Here is a 20,189-nt window from a genome sequence, read left to right on the forward strand (position 1 = left end):
CCCTTATTCAGCCGCCTGTGCCCGCGCACCGTGCACGCCGTCGGCAAGACCGCGCACGAAATCGAGGATGCGCGCCACGCCTCCGTCCTTCAGCTTGCCGTCCTCGCCGAGCTCCGCCTTGACGGTCTCGACGATGGCCGAGCCGACCACTGCGCCGTCGGCGTCGCGGGCGATCTCGGCGGCCTGTTCCGGCGTCTTGATGCCGAAGCCGACCGCGACCGGCAGTTTGGTGTGTCCCTTGATGCGCTGCACCGAGGCGGCGACATTGCGCGCCTGCGGGCTCGCCGACCCGGTAATGCCGGTGATCGAGACGTAATAGACAAAGCCCGACGTATTGGCGAGCACGGCGGGAAGCCGCTTGTCGTCGGTCGTGGGCGTGGCAAGCCGGATGAAGTTGAGGCCCGCCTTCATCGCGGGCACGCACAGCTCGTCGTCTTCTTCCGGCGGCAGGTCGACCACGATGAGGCCGTCGACGCCCGCTGCCGTCGCCGCGTCGAGGAATTTTTCGACGCCCATATGATAGATCGGATTGTAATAGCCCATCAGCACGATGGGCGTCGCATCGTCGCCTTCGCGGAAGCGGCGCACCATGTCGAGCGTTTTCAGCATGGTCTGGCCGGCGGCCAGCGCGCGCTGTGAGGAATGCTGGATCGCCGGGCCGTCCGCCATGGGATCGGTGAAGGGCATGCCGAGTTCGATCACGTCGGCGCCGGCTTCGGGCAGACCTTTGAGGATGGCGAGGGAATCCTCAAGATTGGGATCGCCCGCCGTGATGAAGGTGACGAAAGCGGCGCGGCCTTGCGTTTTCAGATCGTCGAAGCGTTTTTCAAGGCGCGTCACAGCTTCACCCCCAGATGTTCGGCGACGGAGAAGATGTCCTTGTCGCCGCGCCCGCTCAAATTCACCACCATGAGATGGTCGCGCGGCAGGTCCGGTGCGACGCGGGCGACATAGGCCAGCGCATGGGAGGGTTCGAGCGCGGGGATGATGCCTTCCTTGCGCGAACAGAGCTGGAAAGCCTCGAGCGCTTCCTGGTCGGTCGCCGACACATAGGTGGCGCGGCCCGTCTCATGCAGCCAGGAATGTTCCGGCCCGATGCCCGGATAGTCGAGCCCGGCGGAAATGGAATAGCCGTCGCGGATCTGCCCGTCATCGTCCTGCAGCAGATAGGTCCGGTTGCCGTGCAGCACGCCGGGGCTGCCGCCCTTGAGCGAGGCGCAATGCTCGCCCGTCTCGATGCCGTGGCCCGCGGCCTCGACGCCGAAAATCTGCACGCTCTCATCGTCGAGGAAGGGGTGGAAAAGTCCCATCGCATTGGAGCCGCCGCCGATACAGGCGACGACGCTGTCGGGCAGGCGGCCTTCGCGCTCCATCATCTGGCGCCTGGTCTCTTCGCCGATGATCGCCTGGAAATCGCGCACCATGGCCGGGTAGGGGTGAGGACCGGCGACCGTACCGATGAGGTAATAGGTCGAGTCCACATTCGTCACCCAGTCGCGCAGCGCCTCGTTCATCGCGTCTTTCAGCGTACCCGTGCCGGAGGTGACCGGCACGACTTCCGCGCCGAGAAGGCGCATGCGGAAGACGTTGGGTTTCTGACGTTCGATGTCGGTCGCGCCCATATAGACGACGCAAGGCAGGCCGAAACGCGCACAGACCGTCGCCGTCGCCACGCCATGCTGGCCCGCGCCGGTTTCGGCAATGATGCGCTTCTTGCCCATGCGCATGGCGAGCAGGATCTGGCCGAGGCAGTTATTGATCTTGTGCGAGCCGGTGTGGTTCAGCTCTTCGCGCTTGAAGAAAATCTTCGCGCCGCCGTCGCCGCCTTTTTCCTTGGCCTGTTCGCGGAAATGCTCCGTCAGGCGCTCGGCGTAGTAGAGCGGGCTTTCGCGACCCACATAATCGCGCTGAAGGGCCTCCATCTCGTCATGGAAGGAGGGATCGTTCTTCGCGTCCTTATAGGCCTGGTCGAGATCCAGCACGAGCGGCATCAGCGTTTCGGCGACGAAGCGTCCGCCGAAAATACCGAAGCGGCCTCTCTCGTCGGGACCGCTGCGCATGGAATTGGGCTTTGCAGTGCTCACTGGTTCACAACTTTCTCTACCGGCGTTCCGCCGCGCCGAACGCGGCCTTGCAGAACGCCCTGATCCGTTCGGGATCCTTTCTGCCCGGTGCGCTTTCGACGCCGGTGGACACGTCCACCGCGGGCGCGCCCGTCATGCGAACGGCCTCGCCCACATTGTCCGCATCGAGCCCGCCCGACAGCATCCAGGGGATGTCGGGCCGGTTGCCCGCGATCAGCGACCAGTCGAAAACAAGACCGTTTCCGCCCGGCAGAGCACCCGCCATAGATTTAGGTGGTTTGGCGTCGAACAGCAACAAATCCGCCACTTTCTGGTAAATGGCGACGGCTTCCAGGTCTTCCGGCCCGCCAACGGCGATCGCCTTCATCACCGGGAGGCCGTAGCGCGCCTTGATCTCGCTCAGCCGCTCGGGCGGTTCGCTGCCGTGAAGCTGCAGGAGATCGGGCTTTAGCGTCTCGACGATCGCGTCGAGCATGGCGTCGGCGGCATTGACGGTGAGGCTCACCTTGAGCACGCCGTCGGGCACCTGAGCGGCCAGCGCGGCGGCCTTTTCCAGCGTCAGGTGCCGGGCGCTCTTCTCGAAAAAGACGAAGCCGAGATAGGACGCGCCCGCCGAAACCGCGGCCTTGAGAGCCGTTTCGTCGGTAATACCGCAGATTTTGACACGGACGGTCATGGGAGGCCTATCCCAGTGCCGGGGCAAGGCTCGCCGAGATGTCCTCGGCCGCGCGGCGCGGGTCTTCCGCCCCGGTGATGGGACGCCCGATCACGAGGATATCGGCACCGAGCGCGCAGGCCTGTTCCGGCGTCATGATGCGCTTCTGGTCGGCGACATCGGCGCCCGCCGGGCGGATACCCGGCACGATGAGCTTGAAGTCGGGGCCGAGCTCGGCGCGCAGGGGTTCGATCTCATGCGCGGAACAGACGACGCCGTCGAGGCCGCTCTCGCGGGCAAGGCTCGCCAGCCGCAAGACCTGGTCGCGCGGCGTTCCCGATATGCCGGTCGCGGCAAGGTCGCCCTCATCCATGCTGGTCAGCACGGTGACGGCGATGACGAGCGGGCGGCTGTCACCAGCTTCCGCCGCCGCGTCCGCCGCCGCGCGCATCATGGCGGGGCCGCCGGCGGCATGCACATTGACGATGGCGGGTTTCAGCGGCAGCACGGCGCGGATACCGCCTGCGACCGTGTTGGGAATGTCGTGGAGTTTGAGGTCCAGAAAGACGGGCAGTCCCGCCTCCGCGACCTGCCGGAAGCCGTCGGGCCCGTTGGCGTTGAAGAACTCCATGCCGACTTTCAGCCCTCCGACCGTGCCTTTCAGCGAGCGGGCGAGCGTCACCGCACGGGCGGTGTCCGTGGTGTCGAGTGCGCAGAAGACAGGGTTGCCTGAAGGGCGCATGGGGCTTGACCGGGCTGTGGGGACTGGGACGTTCGGCTTTATATAGCAGGCTTGGCCGGCTTACTGAACCACCGGAAGGCCGCCCGGGCCGGAAGCGCCGGTCGAAGCGCCGGATTCCGCCGATTTCGGCGCGGGAACGGGCGCATTGGCCTGCTGGCGGCGCTCCGCTTCGAGCTTGCGCGAGGTCCGCCGCCGTCCCTGCCACCAGGCTGCGAGCCCGCCGATCAGGATGCCGAGCGCAATCGAGACCAGAATGATGGCCGCGAGCGGCACGTCGAAGGCGAGCGCCGGCTTTTCCGCGTCGAACGGGTCGAGACTGAAGGTCACGCCGTGGCGGTTCGCGATCGCAAGCGCGATGACGATGATCGCGACGGGCGGCAGAATGATCCAGCGCAACAGTTTCAATGGAATTGTCCCGTTCGAGAAAAGAACGCGTCAGCGAAGCGATCAGTCTTCGCTGTCGTCATCCGAGTCGTCTTCGCCCGCTTCGCCGTCATTGAGACGTTCGCGCAGTTCCTTGCCCGTCTTGAAGAAGGGCACGAACTTTTCCTCCACATGCACCGGCTCGCCGGTTCGCGGATTGCGCCCTGTCCGGGCGGGGCGGGCCTTCACGGAAAAGGCCCCGAAACCGCGCAGCTCCACCCGGTCGCCTCGGGCAAGCGCGGCGCTGATCTCGTCGAAGATCGTGCTGACGATGCGTTCGACGTCGCGCTGATAGAGATGGGGATTGGCCTGCGCCAGACGGGCAACGAGCTCAGATTTGATCATTCTTCTTCGTCCGTCCTCTGCGCATTCGTTCCTTCCCGGCGGGGAGCCGCCCGAAGCCCTGTCCGCCATGCTCAGGCATGGCTCAACGGGCTTCAGGGTGCCAAAGGCTGGTCAGACCGTCAAGTGTAAGTCTTTTTGTGTGCAGTGTTTTTTGGCTCAGACCCTCCATGGTGGAAAGCGCTGCGCGCGCCATGGCCTGCCCGACCAGATCGGTGATGCCGAATTCGTCTTCCTCGGGCGTCCAGTCGCGCACCGGCAGTCGTTCGCCGATCCGGCGCTCCTTGCGCAGCCAGGCAAGCGCCGCCTGCTCGCCGCCCACTTCATCGATGAGCCCGTTCTCCATGGCCTGGAAGCCGGTATAGACGCGCCCGTCGCCCAGTTTCCGGGTCGTCGCCTCGTCGAAGCCGCGCCGCTCCTGAACCAGTCCGAGGAACCAGCGATAGGAACTCTGGATAAGCGCTTCCGTCGCTTTCAGCGCTTCCGGGCTCGTTTCGGTAAAGGGATTGGGTTCCGCTTTCAGGGGCGCGGATTTCACCTCGCGCATCTCGATGCCGAGCTTGCCCATCAGCTCCTGCAATTGCGTCCACTGGAAAATGACGCCGATGGAGCCGGTGATGGTGTTGCCGCGCGCCACGATGTGGTCGGCCGACAGCGCCGCGATATAGCCGCCCGACGCCGCGACCGTGCCCAGCACCGCGACGACGGGCTTCTTCTCCGCGATGCCGCGCACATTTTCGTAGACGGCCTCCGCCGCAGACGCCGTACCGCCGGGCGAATTGATGTAGAGGATGACGGCTTTCACGCTCTTGTCGTCGCGCACCTTGCGCAGCAGGTCGGCAAGGGTGGGGTCGTCCACGATCACGCCTTCCAGCCGGATGCGGGCGATCTGCTCCGAGGGCGGAAAGAGGCCCGATTGCAGCGAGGTGGCGATAAGGGCGACGGCCACCGCGACGATGGCGACGATCCGCCAAAGAGAAAGGCGGCGCTTCATGCGCCGCCTGTCCGTTATCGTATCTGCGTCGATCGACACACCGTTCCTCCGGACAGGTCTTGGAAAACTGCCGGAGCTTAACGCGGGATTTCCGCGGTGTCGCCCCGGCAATTTCGTCCGGATGACAGGGAGTTGTTACTCCTTGTCCTGTGCCTTGAGCGCGGCGCCCAGAATATCGCCGAGCGAGGCGCCGGAGTCCGACGAACCGTACTGTTCGACGGCTTCCTTCTCTTCCGCGATTTCCAGCGCCTTGACGGAGAGCTGCATGCGGCGGGAGGTCTTGTCGAACTGCGTGATGCGGGCATCGAGCTTGTCGCCCACCGCGAAGCGGTCCGGACGCTGGTCGGCACGGTCGCGTGCCAGTTCCGCGCGGCGGATGAAGGCGGTCACGCCCTCTTCGCCAACGGAAACCTCGATGCCGTTGTCCTGAACCTCGGTCACGGTGCAGGTGACGACCGAGCCCTTGCGGAGATCGCCGAGCGATTCCAGCGGGTCGCCGCCAAGCTGCTTGATGCCGAGCGAGATGCGCTCCTTCTCGGTGTCGACGTCGAGAACGACCGCCTTCACCACCTGGCCCTTCTGGTATTCGGCCATGGCTTCCTCACCCGACTTGTTCCAGTCGAGGTCGGACATATGCACCATGCCGTCCACATCGGCTTCGAGGCCGATGAAGAGACCGAACTCGGTGATGTTCTTGATCTCGCCTTCGACTTCCGTACCGGGCGGGTAACGGTCGGCAAAGGTCGTCCACGGATTGTCCATGCACTGCTTGAGGCCAAGCGAGATGCGGCGCTTCACCGGATCGACTTCCAGCACCATCACTTCCACTTCCTGAGAGGTGGAAACGATCTTGCCCGGATGCACGTTCTTCTTCGTCCAGCTCATTTCGGAGACATGGACGAGACCTTCCACACCCGGCTCCAGCTCCACGAAGGCGCCGTAATCGGTGATGTTGGTCACGCGGCCCTTGAACTTGGCATTGACCGGGTACTTGGCTTCGACGCCTTCCCACGGATCCGCCTCGAGCTGCTTCATGCCCAGCGAGATGCGCTGCGTGTCGTGGTTCACCTTGATGACCTGGACCTTCACGGTCTGGCCGATGGAGAGAACCTCGGTCGGATGGTTGACGCGGCGCCACGCAATGTCGGTGACGTGCAGCAGGCCGTCCACACCGCCGAGATCGACGAACGCGCCGTAATCGGTGATGTTCTTGACGACGCCTTCCAGCACCTGGCCTTCCTTGAGGTTCTCGACCAGTTCCTGACGCTGTTCCGCGCGGGTCTCTTCAAGAACGGCGCGGCGCGAGACGACGATGTTGCCGCGGCGCTTGTCCATCTTGAGGATCTGGAAAGGCTGCGGAATGTTCATGAGCGGCGTGACGTCGCGCACGGGGCGGATATCCACCTGGCTGCCGGGCAGGAACGCCACGGCGCCGTCGAGGTCGACCGTGAAGCCGCCCTTCACGCGGCCGAAGATCTGGCCTTCCACGCGCTCGTTCTTTTCGAAAGCGGCTTCCAGACGGATCCAGCTTTCCTCGCGCTTCGCCTTTTCGCGGCTGAGCACGGCTTCGCCCATCGCGTTTTCGATGCGCTCCAGATACACCTCGACTTCGCTGCCGACGGAAAGGTCGGCCGGCTTGCCGGCGGTGCTGAATTCCTTGAGGGGGACGCGGCCTTCGGTCTTCAGGCCGACATCGATGATCGCAAGATCGTTTTCAATGGCAACGATGGTCCCTTTGACCACATTGCCTTCCTGCATGTCGCTCTCGGAAAAGCTTTCCTCGAGCATGGCCGCGAAATCTTCGCGGCTGGGGTTGAGCTCGGCGCTCATTGCTTCTGCCAAAGTATTCAGTCTCCTGATCGTCTTCTTGTTCCTGGCCGACGGTTGGGTCCGGCGGTCTTCCCCCGGGTCGTATGGAAGTGCCCGGGAGCAGGTGAACATGGGTAAAGTTCATACGGGTGTTTCGGCGCAGGCGGCATGCGGGCGACAGCCATTCGAGTTCACAAACAAACAAGGTGCGAACGCGCGGCTTCGGGGGTCCCCGAAATCGCCCGTGCATCGCACCTAACTCATTGAGCCGTCTATGATTGCGACCGCTGCGTCAAACGCCGTTTCTATACTCAAATTGGAGGTGTCGAGCAAGTGCGCGTCGTCGGCGGGGCGCATGGGGCTCGTCGCCCGCTCGGCATCCCGCCGGTCCCGCTCGCGGACATCGGCCAGAACTTGTGTCTCGGCGATATCGGACCCCGAATGGTTGAGTTCCAGCCAGCGCCGATGCGCCCGGACCTCGGGCGAGGCGGTTATGAAAAGTTTCACATCCGCGTCCGGGCAGACCACCGTGCCGATATCCCGCCCGTCCAGCACCGCGCCTTTTTCCCCGTTTGGCGGATTTTCGGCGAAATTCCGCTGAAAATCGAGGATCGCGTCCCGTACGGGCTGCATCGCGGCCACGATGGAGGAGGCATTGCCCGCTTCCGCCGTGCGGATGGCTTTTTCGTCGATATGGCCGGTGTCGAGCGACAGGGCGGCCTCGAGCGCCGCCGTTTCGTCATGCGGGTCCTTGCCGGAGGTCAGCACGGCCTGCCCCACGGCGCGGTAGAGCGAGCCCGTATCGAGATAGGCGAGGCCGTAATGCCGGGCCAGAAGCCGGGCCAGCGTGCCCTTGCCCGAGGCGGCCGGACCGTCGATGGCGACAATCACGGGCGCGATCCTGCGGCATTGGAGCCCGCGGTATTGGGAATGGTGAAAACGGCGCCCAGCTCGCGCATGAGCTGATGGAAGTCGGGAAAGCTCGTCGCGATCATCGCGCCGTCGTCGATGGTGACGGGCTTTTTCGCGCCAAGCCCCATGACGAGGAAGGACATGGCGATGCGGTGGTCGAGATGGGTCGCGACATGGCCGCCGCCATCGACATGGCCCGACCGGCCTTCCACGACCATGCCGTCCTCGAATTCCTGCACTTTCACGCCATTGGCATGAAGCCCCGCTACCGTGGCCGCGATCCGGTCGCTCTCCTTCACGCGCAGCTCGTGAATGCCGCGCATGGTGGTGAGGCCGGAGGCATAGGCGGCCGCGACGGCGAGCACGGGATATTCGTCGATCATGGAGGCGGCGCGGTCCGGCGGCACGTCGATGCCCTGGAGCGCGCTTGCCCGCACGCGCAGATCGGCGACCGGCTCGCCGCCCTCGTCGCGCTGGTTCATGATCTCGATATCCCCGCCCATTTCGATGAGCGTGGTGTAGAGCCCGGCGCGATGCGGGTTGAGCGTGATGCCCTCCACCACGATGTCGGAGCCGGGGGTGACAAGCGCGGCCACCACCGGAAAGGCCGCGGACGACGGATCGCCGGGGACGACGATGTCGCAGGGCGTCAGTTCCGGCTCGCCGGTCAGGCGGACCTCGCGCAATCCCTCGTCATCCGTGCCGATCTCCACTTTCGCGCCGAAGGCGGCGAGCATCCGCTCGGTATGGTCGCGCGTCGGCACCGGCTCCACCACCACCGTCTCGCCCGGTGCGTTGAGGCCCGCCAGCAGCACGGCCGATTTCACCTGGGCGGAGGCGACGGGCAGCTTGTAGCGAATGGGCAAGGGGGCGCGCGCGCCCTTCAGCGTCAGCGGCAGGCGTCCGCCCTCGCGGGCATGGAATTCCGCCCCCGTCAGCGTGAGCGGATCGATGATCCGTTTCATCGGCCGGGCCGACAGCGAGGCATCGCCCGTGAAGGTCGCCGTGATCGGGTGGCCGGCCACCAGCCCCATGACGAGGCGGGCCCCGGTGCCGGAATTGCCGAAATCGAGCGGTTCCGCGGGCTCCCTGAGGCCGCCCACGCCGACGCCGGAAACCGACCATGAGCCGTCTTCATGCCGCGTCACACGGGCGCCGAGACGGCGCATGTTTTCCGCCGTCGCCAGCACGTCCTCGCCTTCCAGAAGGCCGGTAATCCGCGTCTCGCCCACGGCCAGCGCCCCGAAAATGAGAGAACGGTGCGAAATCGACTTGTCCCCCGGCACCGTCATGTTGCCGGAAAGCGCCGGAGAAGGGGCCGCGGTAAGGGCTGTCGAGGTCTTTGAAGCGGAGGCGTGGGCCACTTTGTGTCACCGGCTGAAAAGCGGAAGAAACGGAGCGGAACGACCCGCCGCGGGATGCGCGGGAAAGGGCGGGATTCCTCGCCGCGCGGGCTGGCGGGCACGGTCGTGCGAATAGGTTTTGACAGGCGCATGAAGACGTGGCAATGGGAAAATCCTTTCATGGGAAATCGGCAGCGGGCCCGCCGGGCCAGCGGCGGTCGGCCATATTGAAGCGTGAAGCGCGGGGAGCATCGAACTTGGCGAAACCTGAGTTGGGAACGAAACGCGAGTGCCCGAGCTGCGGCGCGAAGTTTTACGATCTGAACAAGACCCCTCTGGTCTGTCCGAAGTGCCAGCACGAATTCATGCCGGAAGTGGCCAAGGCGCCCAAACGGGCGAAGCCGGCGGCCGAAAAGCCGAAAAAGGAGCCGGAAAAGCCGGCGCCGGGCGTGGATGACGACGAGGACGACAGTTCGGCGGGCGATATCTCGCTGGAAGAGCTCGAGGACGATTTCGACGAAGACGGCGATGACGACGAAGACGACATCGACCTCGACGACGACGACAGCGACGACGACACCTTCCTCGAAGACGACGAGGACGATGACGACGATGTGAGCGGGATCGTGCGCGGCGGCAAGGAAGACGACGACTGATCGGCGGTCTCGCCGAAAAGGACGTCAACTTCCTCTTGAATTTGCCGGAACGACGAAATAAGTTCCGGCTCCTCAACGGCGGGCCCCACCCCGCCGGCAAGACTGAAAATGGGGCCATAGCTCAGTTGGGAGAGCGCTTGCATGGCATGCAAGAGGTCGTCGGTTCGATTCCGTCTGGCTCCACCAGTCTACACCCTCTTATCTAGACCCAAATATCTGCTTCCGGAAATCTTCAAAAGTTTCCGAGGGTTAGCGCATATTTGGTGATCTAAGTTCGCCGTAGGGCGGACCAGAGAGCCTCAATTCTCAGACATTCTCGCGGAATTCTCTGTGCGCGGACGATTTGGTCCGCTCCACGGAAATGTGCATCGAAAGTGCATCGTGAATGCATCGGTGAATGCGAGCGGAAGAGGTCTCTGCTTGTTTTGTGACTCTTCGCTCTACCGAAGAGTCGTGAGCAAAACGCAGACCGTTCTGGAGAGGTCTTTGCTTTGTTCGTGACTCATCGCCTAGGCGAAAGTCGCGAGCTATGGAGAGGTCAGCGCAACGTTTCTATTGCCGACCACCAGTCCTTCCCTTGCAAAACCAAGACCTCCAGACCTCTCCGCAAATTCTCCGTCATTCCGGGGACTTGCGGCCCATTTGCGCATCGCGGTGAGCGGCGGAGGTGCTCTGCGGAGGGCATTTCGACGTCATTTCGTGGGCATGTCTCTGCGAGGGGCCAAACAGGTCCGCTTCAGCGTATTTCGATGCACGATGATGCACCGTGATGCAGCCGTGTTTCGTGGGAACGTCAACGGAACGACAAAGCCCGCGCCGAAGCGCGGGCAAGTGCATTCTCCGACTCTGGCCGATTTAGGTGAAGCCAAGTGCCTCGCGCTGCTCACCCCAGCTTGCCGGCAACTTCGGAAGCCGGATCAGTCCCTGTGAAGTCAGGCCTTCGGGCTCGCGGCCATTGAGGATGTCTCTCGTAATATCAGGAGCCAGGAAGGCCAGCCGTACAGTTCGCGCGACCAGCCGTTCGTCGATCGCATCCCGCGTGCCGATCTCTTTGTAGCTGAGCCCTGCCTTCAGATCGTCCAGCCAGGCATGCGCCCGGGCGATGGTTTTGAGAAGTGACGCATCAGGCTGAGCGGTCTCATTCGGGTTGTTCGCCCCAATGATCAGCTTCTTGCCGCGTCCGACCCGTTTCAGCTGATACCGGCGTGTGAGGACAACCGGCTCGGAACATGCATCCTCATTGACTACGGACGTGTCGGCGTACCCGAGAAGCTCAGCCATACCCCGCCGGTTGAGCGTGATGTGGATGCTGCATTGTTCGACTGTGACCTTCTCGATGAGCTGCAGGACGACCTCACGCGTGGGGTGAACCTTCAGCTGAGCCGCATGCTGTGCAGCCATTGTCCCGACCAGTTCGATGAGATTGGGATGGTCCGCCCCGATGAGCCGGCAGAGCTCTGTCTGATTTCCAAGAAGGGCAACGAGCTCGCTTGTGACGACACCCTCGATCTCCCGGGCAGGAAGAGTGGTGTCGGGATGCTTGTAGTAGTGGAGGCGCCTGCCTTCCATATGGGATTGCCGCGGCCGGAACGGGGTGCCGTCTTCATGGAAGAGGAACCCGGCCAGCAGGCTCGGGGCGCTGGCGTTTTTCCTTGTCCTGTTCTCGTGCCGGTTGCGGGCAAGGAGGTCCTGCACCTTCCCCCACGTCTTCATGTCGATGATGGGATCGTGCAGCCCCTCGTGAACCTGATCCTTGTGCCGGATCTTCCCGATGTAGATCGGGTTTTGCAGGAGCAGGTAGAGAACGCCACGGGTGAAGCAGGCACCACCGATCATCCGCCCCTTTTGGGTGATCCAGCGTTTTGAGCGGATGCCTCTGGCCTCCAGGTCCTTCATCAGGGCCATGGCCGAGCCGAGCTCGAGATAGCGCTCGAAGATATGACGAACCTGTTCGGCTTCCTCTTCGTTGATGATGAGCTTCCGCTTGTCCACGTCATAGCCAAGAGGTGGCTTGCCACCCATCCACATGCCCTTCTCCTTGGAGGCGCGGAACTTGTCGCGGATACGCTCGGCCGTGACCTCCCGCTCGAACTGGGCGAAAGAGAGGAGGACATTGAGGGTGAGACGCCCCATGGAGTTGGTGGTGTTGAAGGCCTGGGTTACAGAGACGAAGGAGACGCTGTGTTGATCGAAGAGTTCAACCAGCTTGGCGAAGTCGGCAAGCGACCGTGTCAGGCGATCGACCTTGTAGACCACAACAATGTCGATCAGGCCTTTCCCGATATCCTGCATCAGGCTCTGCAGGGCGGGGCGCTCGAGAGTACCCCCTGAGTAACCGCCATCATCGTAGTGAGCAGTCAGCGCCTCCCAGCCCTCATGGGTCTGGCTCATGATATAGGCGGCACAGGACTGGCGCTGGGCCTCCAGTGAGTTGAAGTCCTGATCGAGACCTTCATCGGTCGATTTGCGGGTATAGATCGCGCAGCGAAGCTTGCGGGCAACCATCAGGCGACCTCCTTCTGCTTCTGTCTGAGACCGAAGAACTTGGGTCCGTTCCAGCGGGCGCCTGTGATCTCTCTTGCGATCTCCGAGAGGCTGCGCCAGACCCTGTTCTCGAAGAGGTATCCGGTCTCCAGCACCTGGACCTGATAGGTCCGGCCGTTCCACTCCCGGACCAGTGTCGCGCCAGGGGTGAGGTCGGAACGACTCTCCGTGAGGCCCGGCTCACGTCCCGCGCGGACATCCTCGACCAAAGCAGCGATCTGTTCTCGTGTCGTCCGATCAAGGCCGCCATGAGCCTTGGTCTGGAGGTGCCAGCCGACACCGAACTCAAGCAGCTCACGGCCGGCGCGGGGTGGGGGAGGATTGCCGTAAGCGGCGAGCCACCGCTTCCGCAGTTCGCCAAGATCAAGAGTGCCCAAGTCGGGTTCGACCTGATTCATTTGGCGCCTCCCGTCTTGGCCTTCTTCGGCAGGCGGTAGACCCGGCCGCGGGTCTCGTCGTTGGTTGCAGTCACGTCGAGACCGTGTCGCTTCTTCAGCTGTCCGCTGATTGCTCCTCGTACGGAATGAGGCTGCCAGCCGGTTGCATCGACCAGGTCATCAATGGTCGCGCCCTTGGTGCGCTGCAACAGGCGGATGATCTGGCCGAGCTTGCTGCCGGGAGATGCTGAGGATTTGGGTGCAGTGTTTGGAGAAGTTGCCATGTTCGGGGCTCTTTTCGGTTACAGGCGCCCATCGCTCAGGCGCCCTCACCCCGAAAGGCCCCGGACTATGATTCCTGCGGGGCCTGCGCCGCTTGGCGCATGCACATGGATGCTTCCTTTGCGGGAGAAGTCCAGTCGACACAGATTGATGAGGTCGATGGCTGTCAGAGTGGTCGCATGGCTCATGGCGAGCAGGAAGTCCGCCATATAATTCTCGCTATTTGGCCATAGCTCCTACGCAGCCATGCCGATCAATACAGAAAAGGCAGCGTCAGCCTTTGCACAAGTCTTCCAGAGGTGCGGCTCCAGTTCACACAATCGCCGAACATGCGATCGCATCTGTAGGGCAGTGTCTTTGTCCATTGGGTCAACTGATACCTCCGTGAGCCAATCGCCTACTCTACGAGCCCACTGATCAACATCTGCATTCGCTGCCGCGGCAATCATTCCAATCCGCATCAAGCTATCTGGCTCTAGCGTCACTCCTGGGCGTCTTCGCATCACGCGAGCAAGGATACGAACCTCATCCGCGAGCTCTGTCGATCTAGTTACCGAAGCTATCGTCGCCAATCCTACAAGCAGCGAGAAGATGCGATCACTATCTGCTTGGATAGCAACATGATACTTTGCTGCTCTTAGAGATGCGGCGATGGTCTCCGCGTGCTCCTTCTCAAACCTGTAAATGAGCGCCGAGTTGACAAAAGGGGCGAGCACGCCTTCGTCGATTTCCCCTGCCGTTAGTGAGTTCGACAAATCGTCAAACTCCTGCGGCACAGGCACCTTTGGGGCATAGCCACTTTCCAGTGGTCCTGGCAGGAATGCGAATGGCACGACTAATTGTGCTTTAACGCTGTTGGGAGTATCTCCGTTTAGCAATTCTTGGAACTCTTTAGACCGAATCGATTCACAGTTTGCGACGGCTGCTGCGGAAATACGCCCGAGAAATTCGTATCTAAGTTGTTCTGATGACATAAAATCGGGTAGCCAGCGTGGCTCCGTACGAAGATCAATTAACGACTGAAGGAAGAAGCATTGTCCTCGACCGTCACGGGACCAATCTCCGATTGCGGCTTTATCCACATCCACTGCAATTAGCTCGCGTTCGATCAGTGAGGCTTGGGCAAGTGCAGCTAATCGACGATAATAAGGTGGAGCATTACGTAGTATCCCAAGACGCGCTAGTTCGCCGTCCGTAAAGACAGCGAGATTGGCGGAAAGCGTCAGTCGGCCAACGGAGTCATTTGGGTCATCCTCTAAGAGGTTAGCGACCATCTCGTGAAGAATGGGCTCGATTTCTGGAAATCGAGGCAATAATCGCAAGCCCAGCTCAATTCCTGCAACTTGAGAAAATCGATCGCCATATTCTTCGAGCCATTTGAAAGTCTCGATCACAATTGATTCTGGTATTTGCTCGGCCTCGATGGAGGCAGAAAGCAAACTCTGTGGGCACATTAGAAGTGCGAGCTTAAGTCCTTCAGAATGGTTCCAGTCGAGGAGGTTTCTCAGTCGCTCCTTCGCAGTCCGATCGACAAAGGATGGAAGATCGCGGCTATCCTTTAGTGGCCCCACGAGACGTTCGTAGTACGAGGGCTTCGGTGGTACGAGAATCCTGATATGGCTTGTTCCCGCCGCAATCTCACTAGAAATTGCTTCCGAGATTTCACCCGGATTCAGCTGTAGTTCTTCATGAAGTTCGTCAACATCATCGTCTTCCAGCGGTGCTTTTGCTAGTCGCTCGCGCCATTCGAGAATTTCCGGATCAACGAGATGGCGTTTGTTCGCTTCTGCATCGAAACCACCAAGCCTATCGGCCGCATTCGGCGAAAGGAACCAGAAAGCGGGAAGCTTTATGGTTCTTTGGTCCGACGCTAACGTCACATGCCGAGCACCAGTATCCTCTTGCAAGGAAACGGAATAGAAAGTTCCTTCGTCTGACGTCAGCTGTGGCGGTGAATCCGGATTGTCGTAGATCCTACGAACCGCATTATAGAAGTCGGTGCGACTAAACGTGATACCGCCATCACCGAGGCTGATCTTTGCAGTTGTACTTATGTTGTAGCGGTTCTGAAATTCCCGAGAGCTAATTATCGTTCGTTTAAGGCTCGGGGGGAGGTTTTCGACGAGTTGAGCCACCAAGGCCCGAAGTAACTGTTTGTCAGTCATCTTCGTCCTCCTCCTCTATGGTCCGCGCAGTACTATCGATCAGCTCGAGAATTGTGGACTGAAGAGCGGCGTAGTCGTCCGGGTTCTCGTCGCGAAAACGCGCAAGGAGTCGGGTTTCAAGCCATTGCCAGTAATGTGGTCGTACGTCTTCGCTCAGATCCGACGGGCTTGCGAGTAGCATTAGCTGCGCTCGATAGCGAACTGAGGCCTCTCCTCCTGAAGGGGGGGTCCTATGCGCCCAGCCTCTAATGTCAAAAAGGGAAAGAAGCCAGTCACATCGTGCTTCCGCCTGCCCAAAATCGATCGCGTCTGCCCATTGAGCACGGATGGCAGCGATGAGAGCCTTATGGATGTCATCAAGCCATGTCGATTCAAGCGGCAATTGTAGAATATCAGTCATACGCACCCGCTCAAACGACTCGCGGATAGCTCGCAATTCTGCAGTTTCAACCAAGCGCCCATCTTCCACTCTTGCGTCGCCAATCGAGTGAAGTATTTCTTTTTCACCTATTGGGGTGAGTATGAAGCCGCCACGGCGAAGTAGCGTAAGAGCCTCGGAGAGCTCACCAGCTTCCAAGTGCCCCGCCGAACGCATGCCCTGAAGCAGATCGAGGCTCGAATGTATCGGTCGAAGTTCGGTGCCGTCGCTACAATCAAAATTTAGATGTCTATTTAGAAAGCGGTCATCGACGATGAGAGCGTCAACAGACGAGGCAAGTTCGAAGAATGTCGCGGTCGGATGATCTAGGTGCAACGAATCGTATTTTGAATTCATGTGCCCGAGCCGAACCTTCCCGTCGTCGAGACCTGTTGAAAGTGCGGCGCGGATCTCTTCAATCAAACGGCCCGCGTGCTCCGAAAACGCCTGATGTCGTATCAATGCATCACCCTCATCGGTTTCCGACGTCGCAATGAAGACACTGAAACCCGCACTTCGTAATCGGCTCAGTAGGTTTAGGTGCTGTAGATAGTCAACGGTTAGGCTATCTAGGTATAGCGTTGCATTAGGCTGAATTTCAGTGGTGTGAGGCCACGGTTTCTCATGCAGGCTAAGATATGAATTCGCTTGCTCCTCCTCCGCCCGGGTAAGGTATCCTTGCCGTTTAAGCGCGGTCACGAGATCGCCACAGCCGGCGATCCAAGTTTCATAACCTGTAAGGTCGGCACTTTCTTCAAGCAACGTGTCTGCCCTAGGGACCGGGTAGGATCTAATTACTACATGCTGGTTTTCTGCGGTTGCACCAGCCGCATCGGCAATAAGCGAGGCGAGTTCTGATCCAACTTCACGTTCTAGAAGGTCATCAACTAAGACTGTGCCTTCAAACTTCGAAAGCTGCCCGGAATCTATCAACCGTTTGATTTCTAGTGCGGCTCTTACGCGGCTGGGCTGATGGAACTGGATGCGTTGCCGTTCTTCGAAGAGCCAACCGAGCAGACCGTGTGATATGAATACTTCGTCAAAATGCGCCAACACGCGCTCAAGTAGTCCGAGAAAGGCAATGGATAAAAGCGCACTAGCGTCGATGGCTACCCTTCGAGCTTCTACATGCCCAGGCGGTCTGGCGCCGCTAAAAGCGAAGATCATGCCCCGCTTACGAGGATCGGGCTCTTCAAGATTTGCCAGTGCTGGAAGAAGAGACATGTCGAGCAGTGATCGGCGAAGCGCTTGCGCACCCCCAAAAACGGGCAACTGCCCCGCGGCTAATTGGTCCCAAGTTCTTTTCTCGCGCTCAGCCCAGTCGGGCTGCATCGATATCATCTCCCCAATGTCTATCCGTTGAATTGGGCCGTCGTCACCGGATGCTGCGATCGCTGTTGCCAGCCATTCATGGACATCTGGACTATCCTCCCATCCTTCGTTTGCCGCAGCTGTGTAACAGGCCGCCAACAATGCGGCGTCGCCATCCGCCTTTGCTGCAGCGGCTCTAATAAGCTCCTGCGAGCGGTGAGAGCCCACACGTTGTGCTATCTGTCCAGTCTGTAGCAGTTCACTTGCAGTGCGCTCGCTTCGATTGGCCCATTCCTCCTCAACAAATTTGCCTAAGGACAACCAATCACCGGAAGTGATTGAGAGGTTCACCTGAAGGGCTCGATCATTCGCATCTCGTGAAGAGATTCCAATCTGCGCCAGTGATCGTCTGGAGGCCTCAAGGTCTCCTGTGCGGAAGTAAGACCAAGCGAGTGACTGAACAAGCTGGTGTGTCGAAAACATATCCGGCACAGATTGCGAAAGTTCGATGATCGCAACATCACGACCTATTTGAAAAAGCCCTTGGACGTACGCCTCAAGGCTACTGATATCGCGGGTAGCATCGAACAGAACTTTGCCGTAGTCGACTAGCTTTGCCCAAGCTTCCTTGGCTTTGAGTACGTCGACCAGAAGAATCAAGTCTCCGACCGATCCCGATTCCGCATATTCCCTTTCTCGGATTTCAATGGGATCAGAGCCGGATGCCTCTTCTAGAATTCGCTGGAGGCTTTTCAGTGTCTGTTCGGGAAATGCCGGGTCAACATTCGATAGTTTTTCTCTTGCCTCTTCCAGCTTGCCCGCCTTCGCAAGCAACTCAATTTCAACAGAAAGTATCCAGTCGGATTGGTAAAGTTTTGTGAGCTGATCTCTATATTTTTGTATGTACGCAACAGCTTCTGCAGGTGATCCCTTCCGCTTTGCGATGGCGAACCGGGCAGCAGCGACCTGAGGTAACGCATCTTCCGCCATTTCTTTTTGATTGAGTTCGGCCTCAACCATTTCGATGTCCAGATCAAGACCAAATTCGATCGCGAAAGGAAGGCGCCGAAGAGCGATTTCTCTGTCAGCCATGCTGCTGCGCAGTTCTTCAATAGCGGACGGATGTGATGCAGGGTCTATAAGGCCCAGCCAGAGCGCATAGTCTGCTGTCAAAGCTGCTGATTTTGCTCTTGCGAGTGAAGTAAAAGCGGCAGCTGCCCTCTCGTAAAGTGCACGCGCCTGTCGTCGGCGTTCAATGGAGGCAGAGTCCTCGAACATCGGAAGTGTAGAGAGTTCAGTCGGCAGGTAACGGACAATTCCCGCTCGGAAATCATCATTCACGGTAGAGGCTAGGAGTAGCGCGGCAGCGCTTAGCAAGAGGGATGGAGTCTTTGCGAAATCTTCTTCCGTAAGCGCGGCAACGTGCTGAACGCCTCTGTCCCATAGTCCGGCTGCGATTGTTTTCTGAAGGACCGCAAATTTTCCGTCGGAGTCGAGCTGATCAAATCGAAGGCCTTCTTCGTCGATATGCTGTAGTCCAACATCGGGTGGCTCGCCATGACTTACAAGAATGGCGCGGCTGGAACGACCTGCGTCTGTATCAATATCGGCTATTAGAGCGAGTGCGCGCCGACGATCTCCTTCGGCAAAGAAGAGCAAATATGATCGCGCAATCCTTGTCTCAATGCCTTCCCCTAGGGACTCTGCCCGCTCCAGCATAGTTGCGGCAAGGGACTCGTCCTTTGCAGCGACTATACGAGCACACCACGATGCAGCGATCCGTTTGGCGTCAGGTGATGCTAGAGAGAACTCCTCGTCAATAGACTCAAAAAACGCGCTACATTCGGATATCGCATCGAACTCAATAGTGAAGCGAGATTGTCGTAGAGTATCGATTCTGGAAAGAAGTTGAGCTGTGATGAGCGGACTTTCGACGTCCAGTCCGATCGATCCTGGCCCACGACTAGGTGAGCTTCCACCAGGTCCTCGTACTTGATCTGGCGGGAATGGTTTCTCGATAAATTCCTTCAAACGCTCGAAGACGGGGGAGGTTCTATCTGCCGGCCTCACAATAGTGAAGTGATCGGCATCAATCGGGTAGATTGATAGGCGAGTAACGCCCGGATTCGCGCTGTCAGGTTTTACAATATGTCCGACGTCGAACGTGATCGTTTTATGAAATGGTAGAGATATCGGATACCGACTATTCTCCTTCTCCCATAGAACTAGCGTTTCCAAGGGCGACCCATCGCAATAGACACGATACCAGTCGTTGAGAGACCGTAGGTTCGGGTCGTTGCGCGGTAGATCAAATACGGGTTCCCGCAAAAACGCTTTCAGAACGCGGGCTTTGGGGGCTAGTTCGGAACCCAAATGTGGTGTGGCGATGAAGGCGACGCGGCGAACCCTTCGTAGAAAGCTTCCGATCGCTGGATTTTGTCCTTTTCGTTCGTTGGCGAGCCTGAGAATGTATTTAATCATCAGGCCGCCGAGACTGTATCCAACCAGGATCACGTCACCTGTGGCTAGCTCAGGCGTGGATGTCATCAAAGGCAGTAGGCTCATGGCGCGATCCGGGAGAGCCATCGAAGCCCCATTTTGCAGCTTGAGAGCTGCTGCGCCGTAGCTGACACCCCAGATAGCCGTCGTGCCGTCAGAGCGGTTCAGCCAGTCTGGCCAGCACTCCGGTGGTGTTCCGGCCGACATCCAAGTCTTGTCGAAGCTGCCATTTAGCCCGTGAACAAACACCACGTGTCGAGTCACGCGATCAAGCGGCGTCAGAGGTCGACGGAGTTGAACCAAGCAGTATCTCCAGGATCGCTATTGGCCTTATCACTCTAGGCAATACCCGAGAAAGTCGTGGTCCGCCATGTTCTCGTTGGCCAAATAATTCATTCAATTTCTCGAGCTGGTGCCATGGTTCCAACTCAAATAACCAATTGTCGATATTGAGAGATGTCTCCTATTCTGTGAAGACATAGAGCAAGCTTGTGAATAGCGGAATCCGGGGAGGAGAATGCCTAGTCTAAACACGTTGCTAGTGGATTGATTGGAACGAAAGAGTCCGGTTTGGGATTCCCTTTCGAGCGGTTGCGTGCGAGTCTTGAAGGATGCGCAGTGGCATCTCCTTCA

General features: G+C 59.8%; 16 protein-coding genes and 1 tRNA gene. 2 read left to right on the plus strand and 15 right to left on the minus strand.

Annotated elements, in window-relative coordinates; genetic code table 11:
- Positions 1-3 precede the first annotated feature (3 nt).
- The 10 genes from trpA to aroA form a co-directional block, all read right to left on the minus strand.
- Positions 4-840, minus strand: a complete 837-nt coding sequence (gene trpA, locus FHS78_RS17085; protein ID WP_167095592.1) for a tryptophan synthase subunit alpha — start codon at positions 838-840, stop codon at positions 4-6.
- The gene (gene trpB, locus FHS78_RS17090; protein ID WP_205305360.1) at positions 837-2,060 is read right to left on the minus strand and encodes a tryptophan synthase subunit beta; all 1,224 of its coding nucleotides are present in this window, start codon (positions 2,058-2,060) and stop codon (positions 837-839) included. The genes trpA and trpB overlap by 4 nt, the downstream gene beginning before the upstream one ends.
- Before the next feature lie 40 nt (positions 2,061-2,100).
- Entirely contained in the window at positions 2,101-2,760 is a 660-nt protein-coding gene (locus tag FHS78_RS17095) for a phosphoribosylanthranilate isomerase (RefSeq protein ID WP_167095594.1), read from the minus strand.
- Between the two features lie 7 nt (positions 2,761-2,767).
- A complete protein-coding gene (gene pyrF, locus FHS78_RS17100; protein WP_167095595.1) occupies positions 2,768-3,481 on the minus strand; it encodes an orotidine-5'-phosphate decarboxylase in 714 nt (237 codons plus the stop codon).
- A 60-nt stretch (positions 3,482-3,541) separates the two neighbouring features.
- Positions 3,542-3,886: a LapA family protein gene (locus tag FHS78_RS17105; protein WP_167095596.1), complete on the minus strand. Its 345-nt coding sequence runs from the start codon at positions 3,884-3,886 to the stop codon at positions 3,542-3,544.
- 42 nt (positions 3,887-3,928) lie between these two features.
- The gene (gene ihfB, locus FHS78_RS17110; RefSeq protein ID WP_167095597.1) at positions 3,929-4,249 is read right to left on the minus strand and encodes an integration host factor subunit beta; all 321 of its coding nucleotides are present in this window, start codon (positions 4,247-4,249) and stop codon (positions 3,929-3,931) included.
- Between the two features lie 82 nt (positions 4,250-4,331).
- Complete coding sequence (gene sppA, locus FHS78_RS17115) at positions 4,332-5,279, minus strand: signal peptide peptidase SppA (protein WP_167095598.1); 948 nt, start codon at positions 5,277-5,279, stop codon at positions 4,332-4,334.
- Between the two features lie 96 nt (positions 5,280-5,375).
- The gene (gene rpsA, locus FHS78_RS17120) at positions 5,376-7,181 is read right to left on the minus strand and encodes a 30S ribosomal protein S1 (protein ID WP_167095599.1); all 1,806 of its coding nucleotides are present in this window, start codon (positions 7,179-7,181) and stop codon (positions 5,376-5,378) included.
- A 123-nt stretch (positions 7,182-7,304) separates the two neighbouring features.
- On the minus strand, positions 7,305-7,940 hold the full coding sequence (gene cmk / locus FHS78_RS17125; RefSeq protein ID WP_167095600.1) for a (d)CMP kinase: 636 nt from the start codon (positions 7,938-7,940) through the stop codon (positions 7,305-7,307).
- Entirely contained in the window at positions 7,937-9,325 is a 1,389-nt protein-coding gene (gene aroA, locus FHS78_RS17130; protein ID WP_343042007.1) for a 3-phosphoshikimate 1-carboxyvinyltransferase, read from the minus strand. The genes cmk and aroA overlap by 4 nt, the downstream gene beginning before the upstream one ends.
- 236 nt (positions 9,326-9,561) lie before the next feature.
- On the opposite strand from aroA, the gene FHS78_RS17135 reads away from it, so the two are divergent.
- Together FHS78_RS17135 and FHS78_RS17140 are read left to right on the plus strand one after the other, a co-directional pair.
- Positions 9,562-9,960, plus strand: a complete 399-nt coding sequence (locus FHS78_RS17135; RefSeq protein WP_167095601.1) for a TIGR02300 family protein — start codon at positions 9,562-9,564, stop codon at positions 9,958-9,960.
- A 110-nt stretch (positions 9,961-10,070) separates the two neighbouring features.
- Positions 10,071-10,146, plus strand: a tRNA-Ala gene (locus tag FHS78_RS17140).
- A 669-nt stretch (positions 10,147-10,815) separates the two neighbouring features.
- Here FHS78_RS17140 and FHS78_RS17145 read toward each other — a convergent pair.
- From FHS78_RS17145 to FHS78_RS17165, 5 genes are all read right to left on the minus strand, one after another.
- Entirely contained in the window at positions 10,816-12,465 is a 1,650-nt protein-coding gene (locus FHS78_RS17145; protein ID WP_167095602.1) for a recombinase family protein, read from the minus strand.
- A complete protein-coding gene (locus FHS78_RS17150) occupies positions 12,465-12,902 on the minus strand; it encodes a DUF2924 domain-containing protein (RefSeq protein ID WP_167095603.1) in 438 nt (145 codons plus the stop codon). Before FHS78_RS17150 ends, FHS78_RS17145 begins: the two co-directional genes overlap by 1 nt.
- Entirely contained in the window at positions 12,899-13,165 is a 267-nt protein-coding gene (locus FHS78_RS17155) for a DUF3489 domain-containing protein (protein WP_167095604.1), read from the minus strand. The genes FHS78_RS17150 and FHS78_RS17155 overlap by 4 nt, the downstream gene beginning before the upstream one ends.
- Positions 13,166-13,399: 234 nt before the next feature.
- On the minus strand, positions 13,400-15,328 hold the full coding sequence (locus tag FHS78_RS17160; protein ID WP_167095605.1) for a hypothetical protein: 1,929 nt from the start codon (positions 15,326-15,328) through the stop codon (positions 13,400-13,402).
- Complete coding sequence (locus FHS78_RS17165) at positions 15,321-19,859, minus strand: esterase/lipase family protein (RefSeq protein ID WP_167095606.1); 4,539 nt, start codon at positions 19,857-19,859, stop codon at positions 15,321-15,323. Before FHS78_RS17165 ends, FHS78_RS17160 begins: the two co-directional genes overlap by 8 nt.
- Between the last annotated feature and the right edge of the window lie 330 nt (positions 19,860-20,189).

This window comes from Parvibaculum indicum (genome assembly GCF_011762095.1).
GTDB classification, from domain to species: Bacteria; Pseudomonadota; Alphaproteobacteria; order Parvibaculales; family Parvibaculaceae; genus Parvibaculum; species Parvibaculum indicum.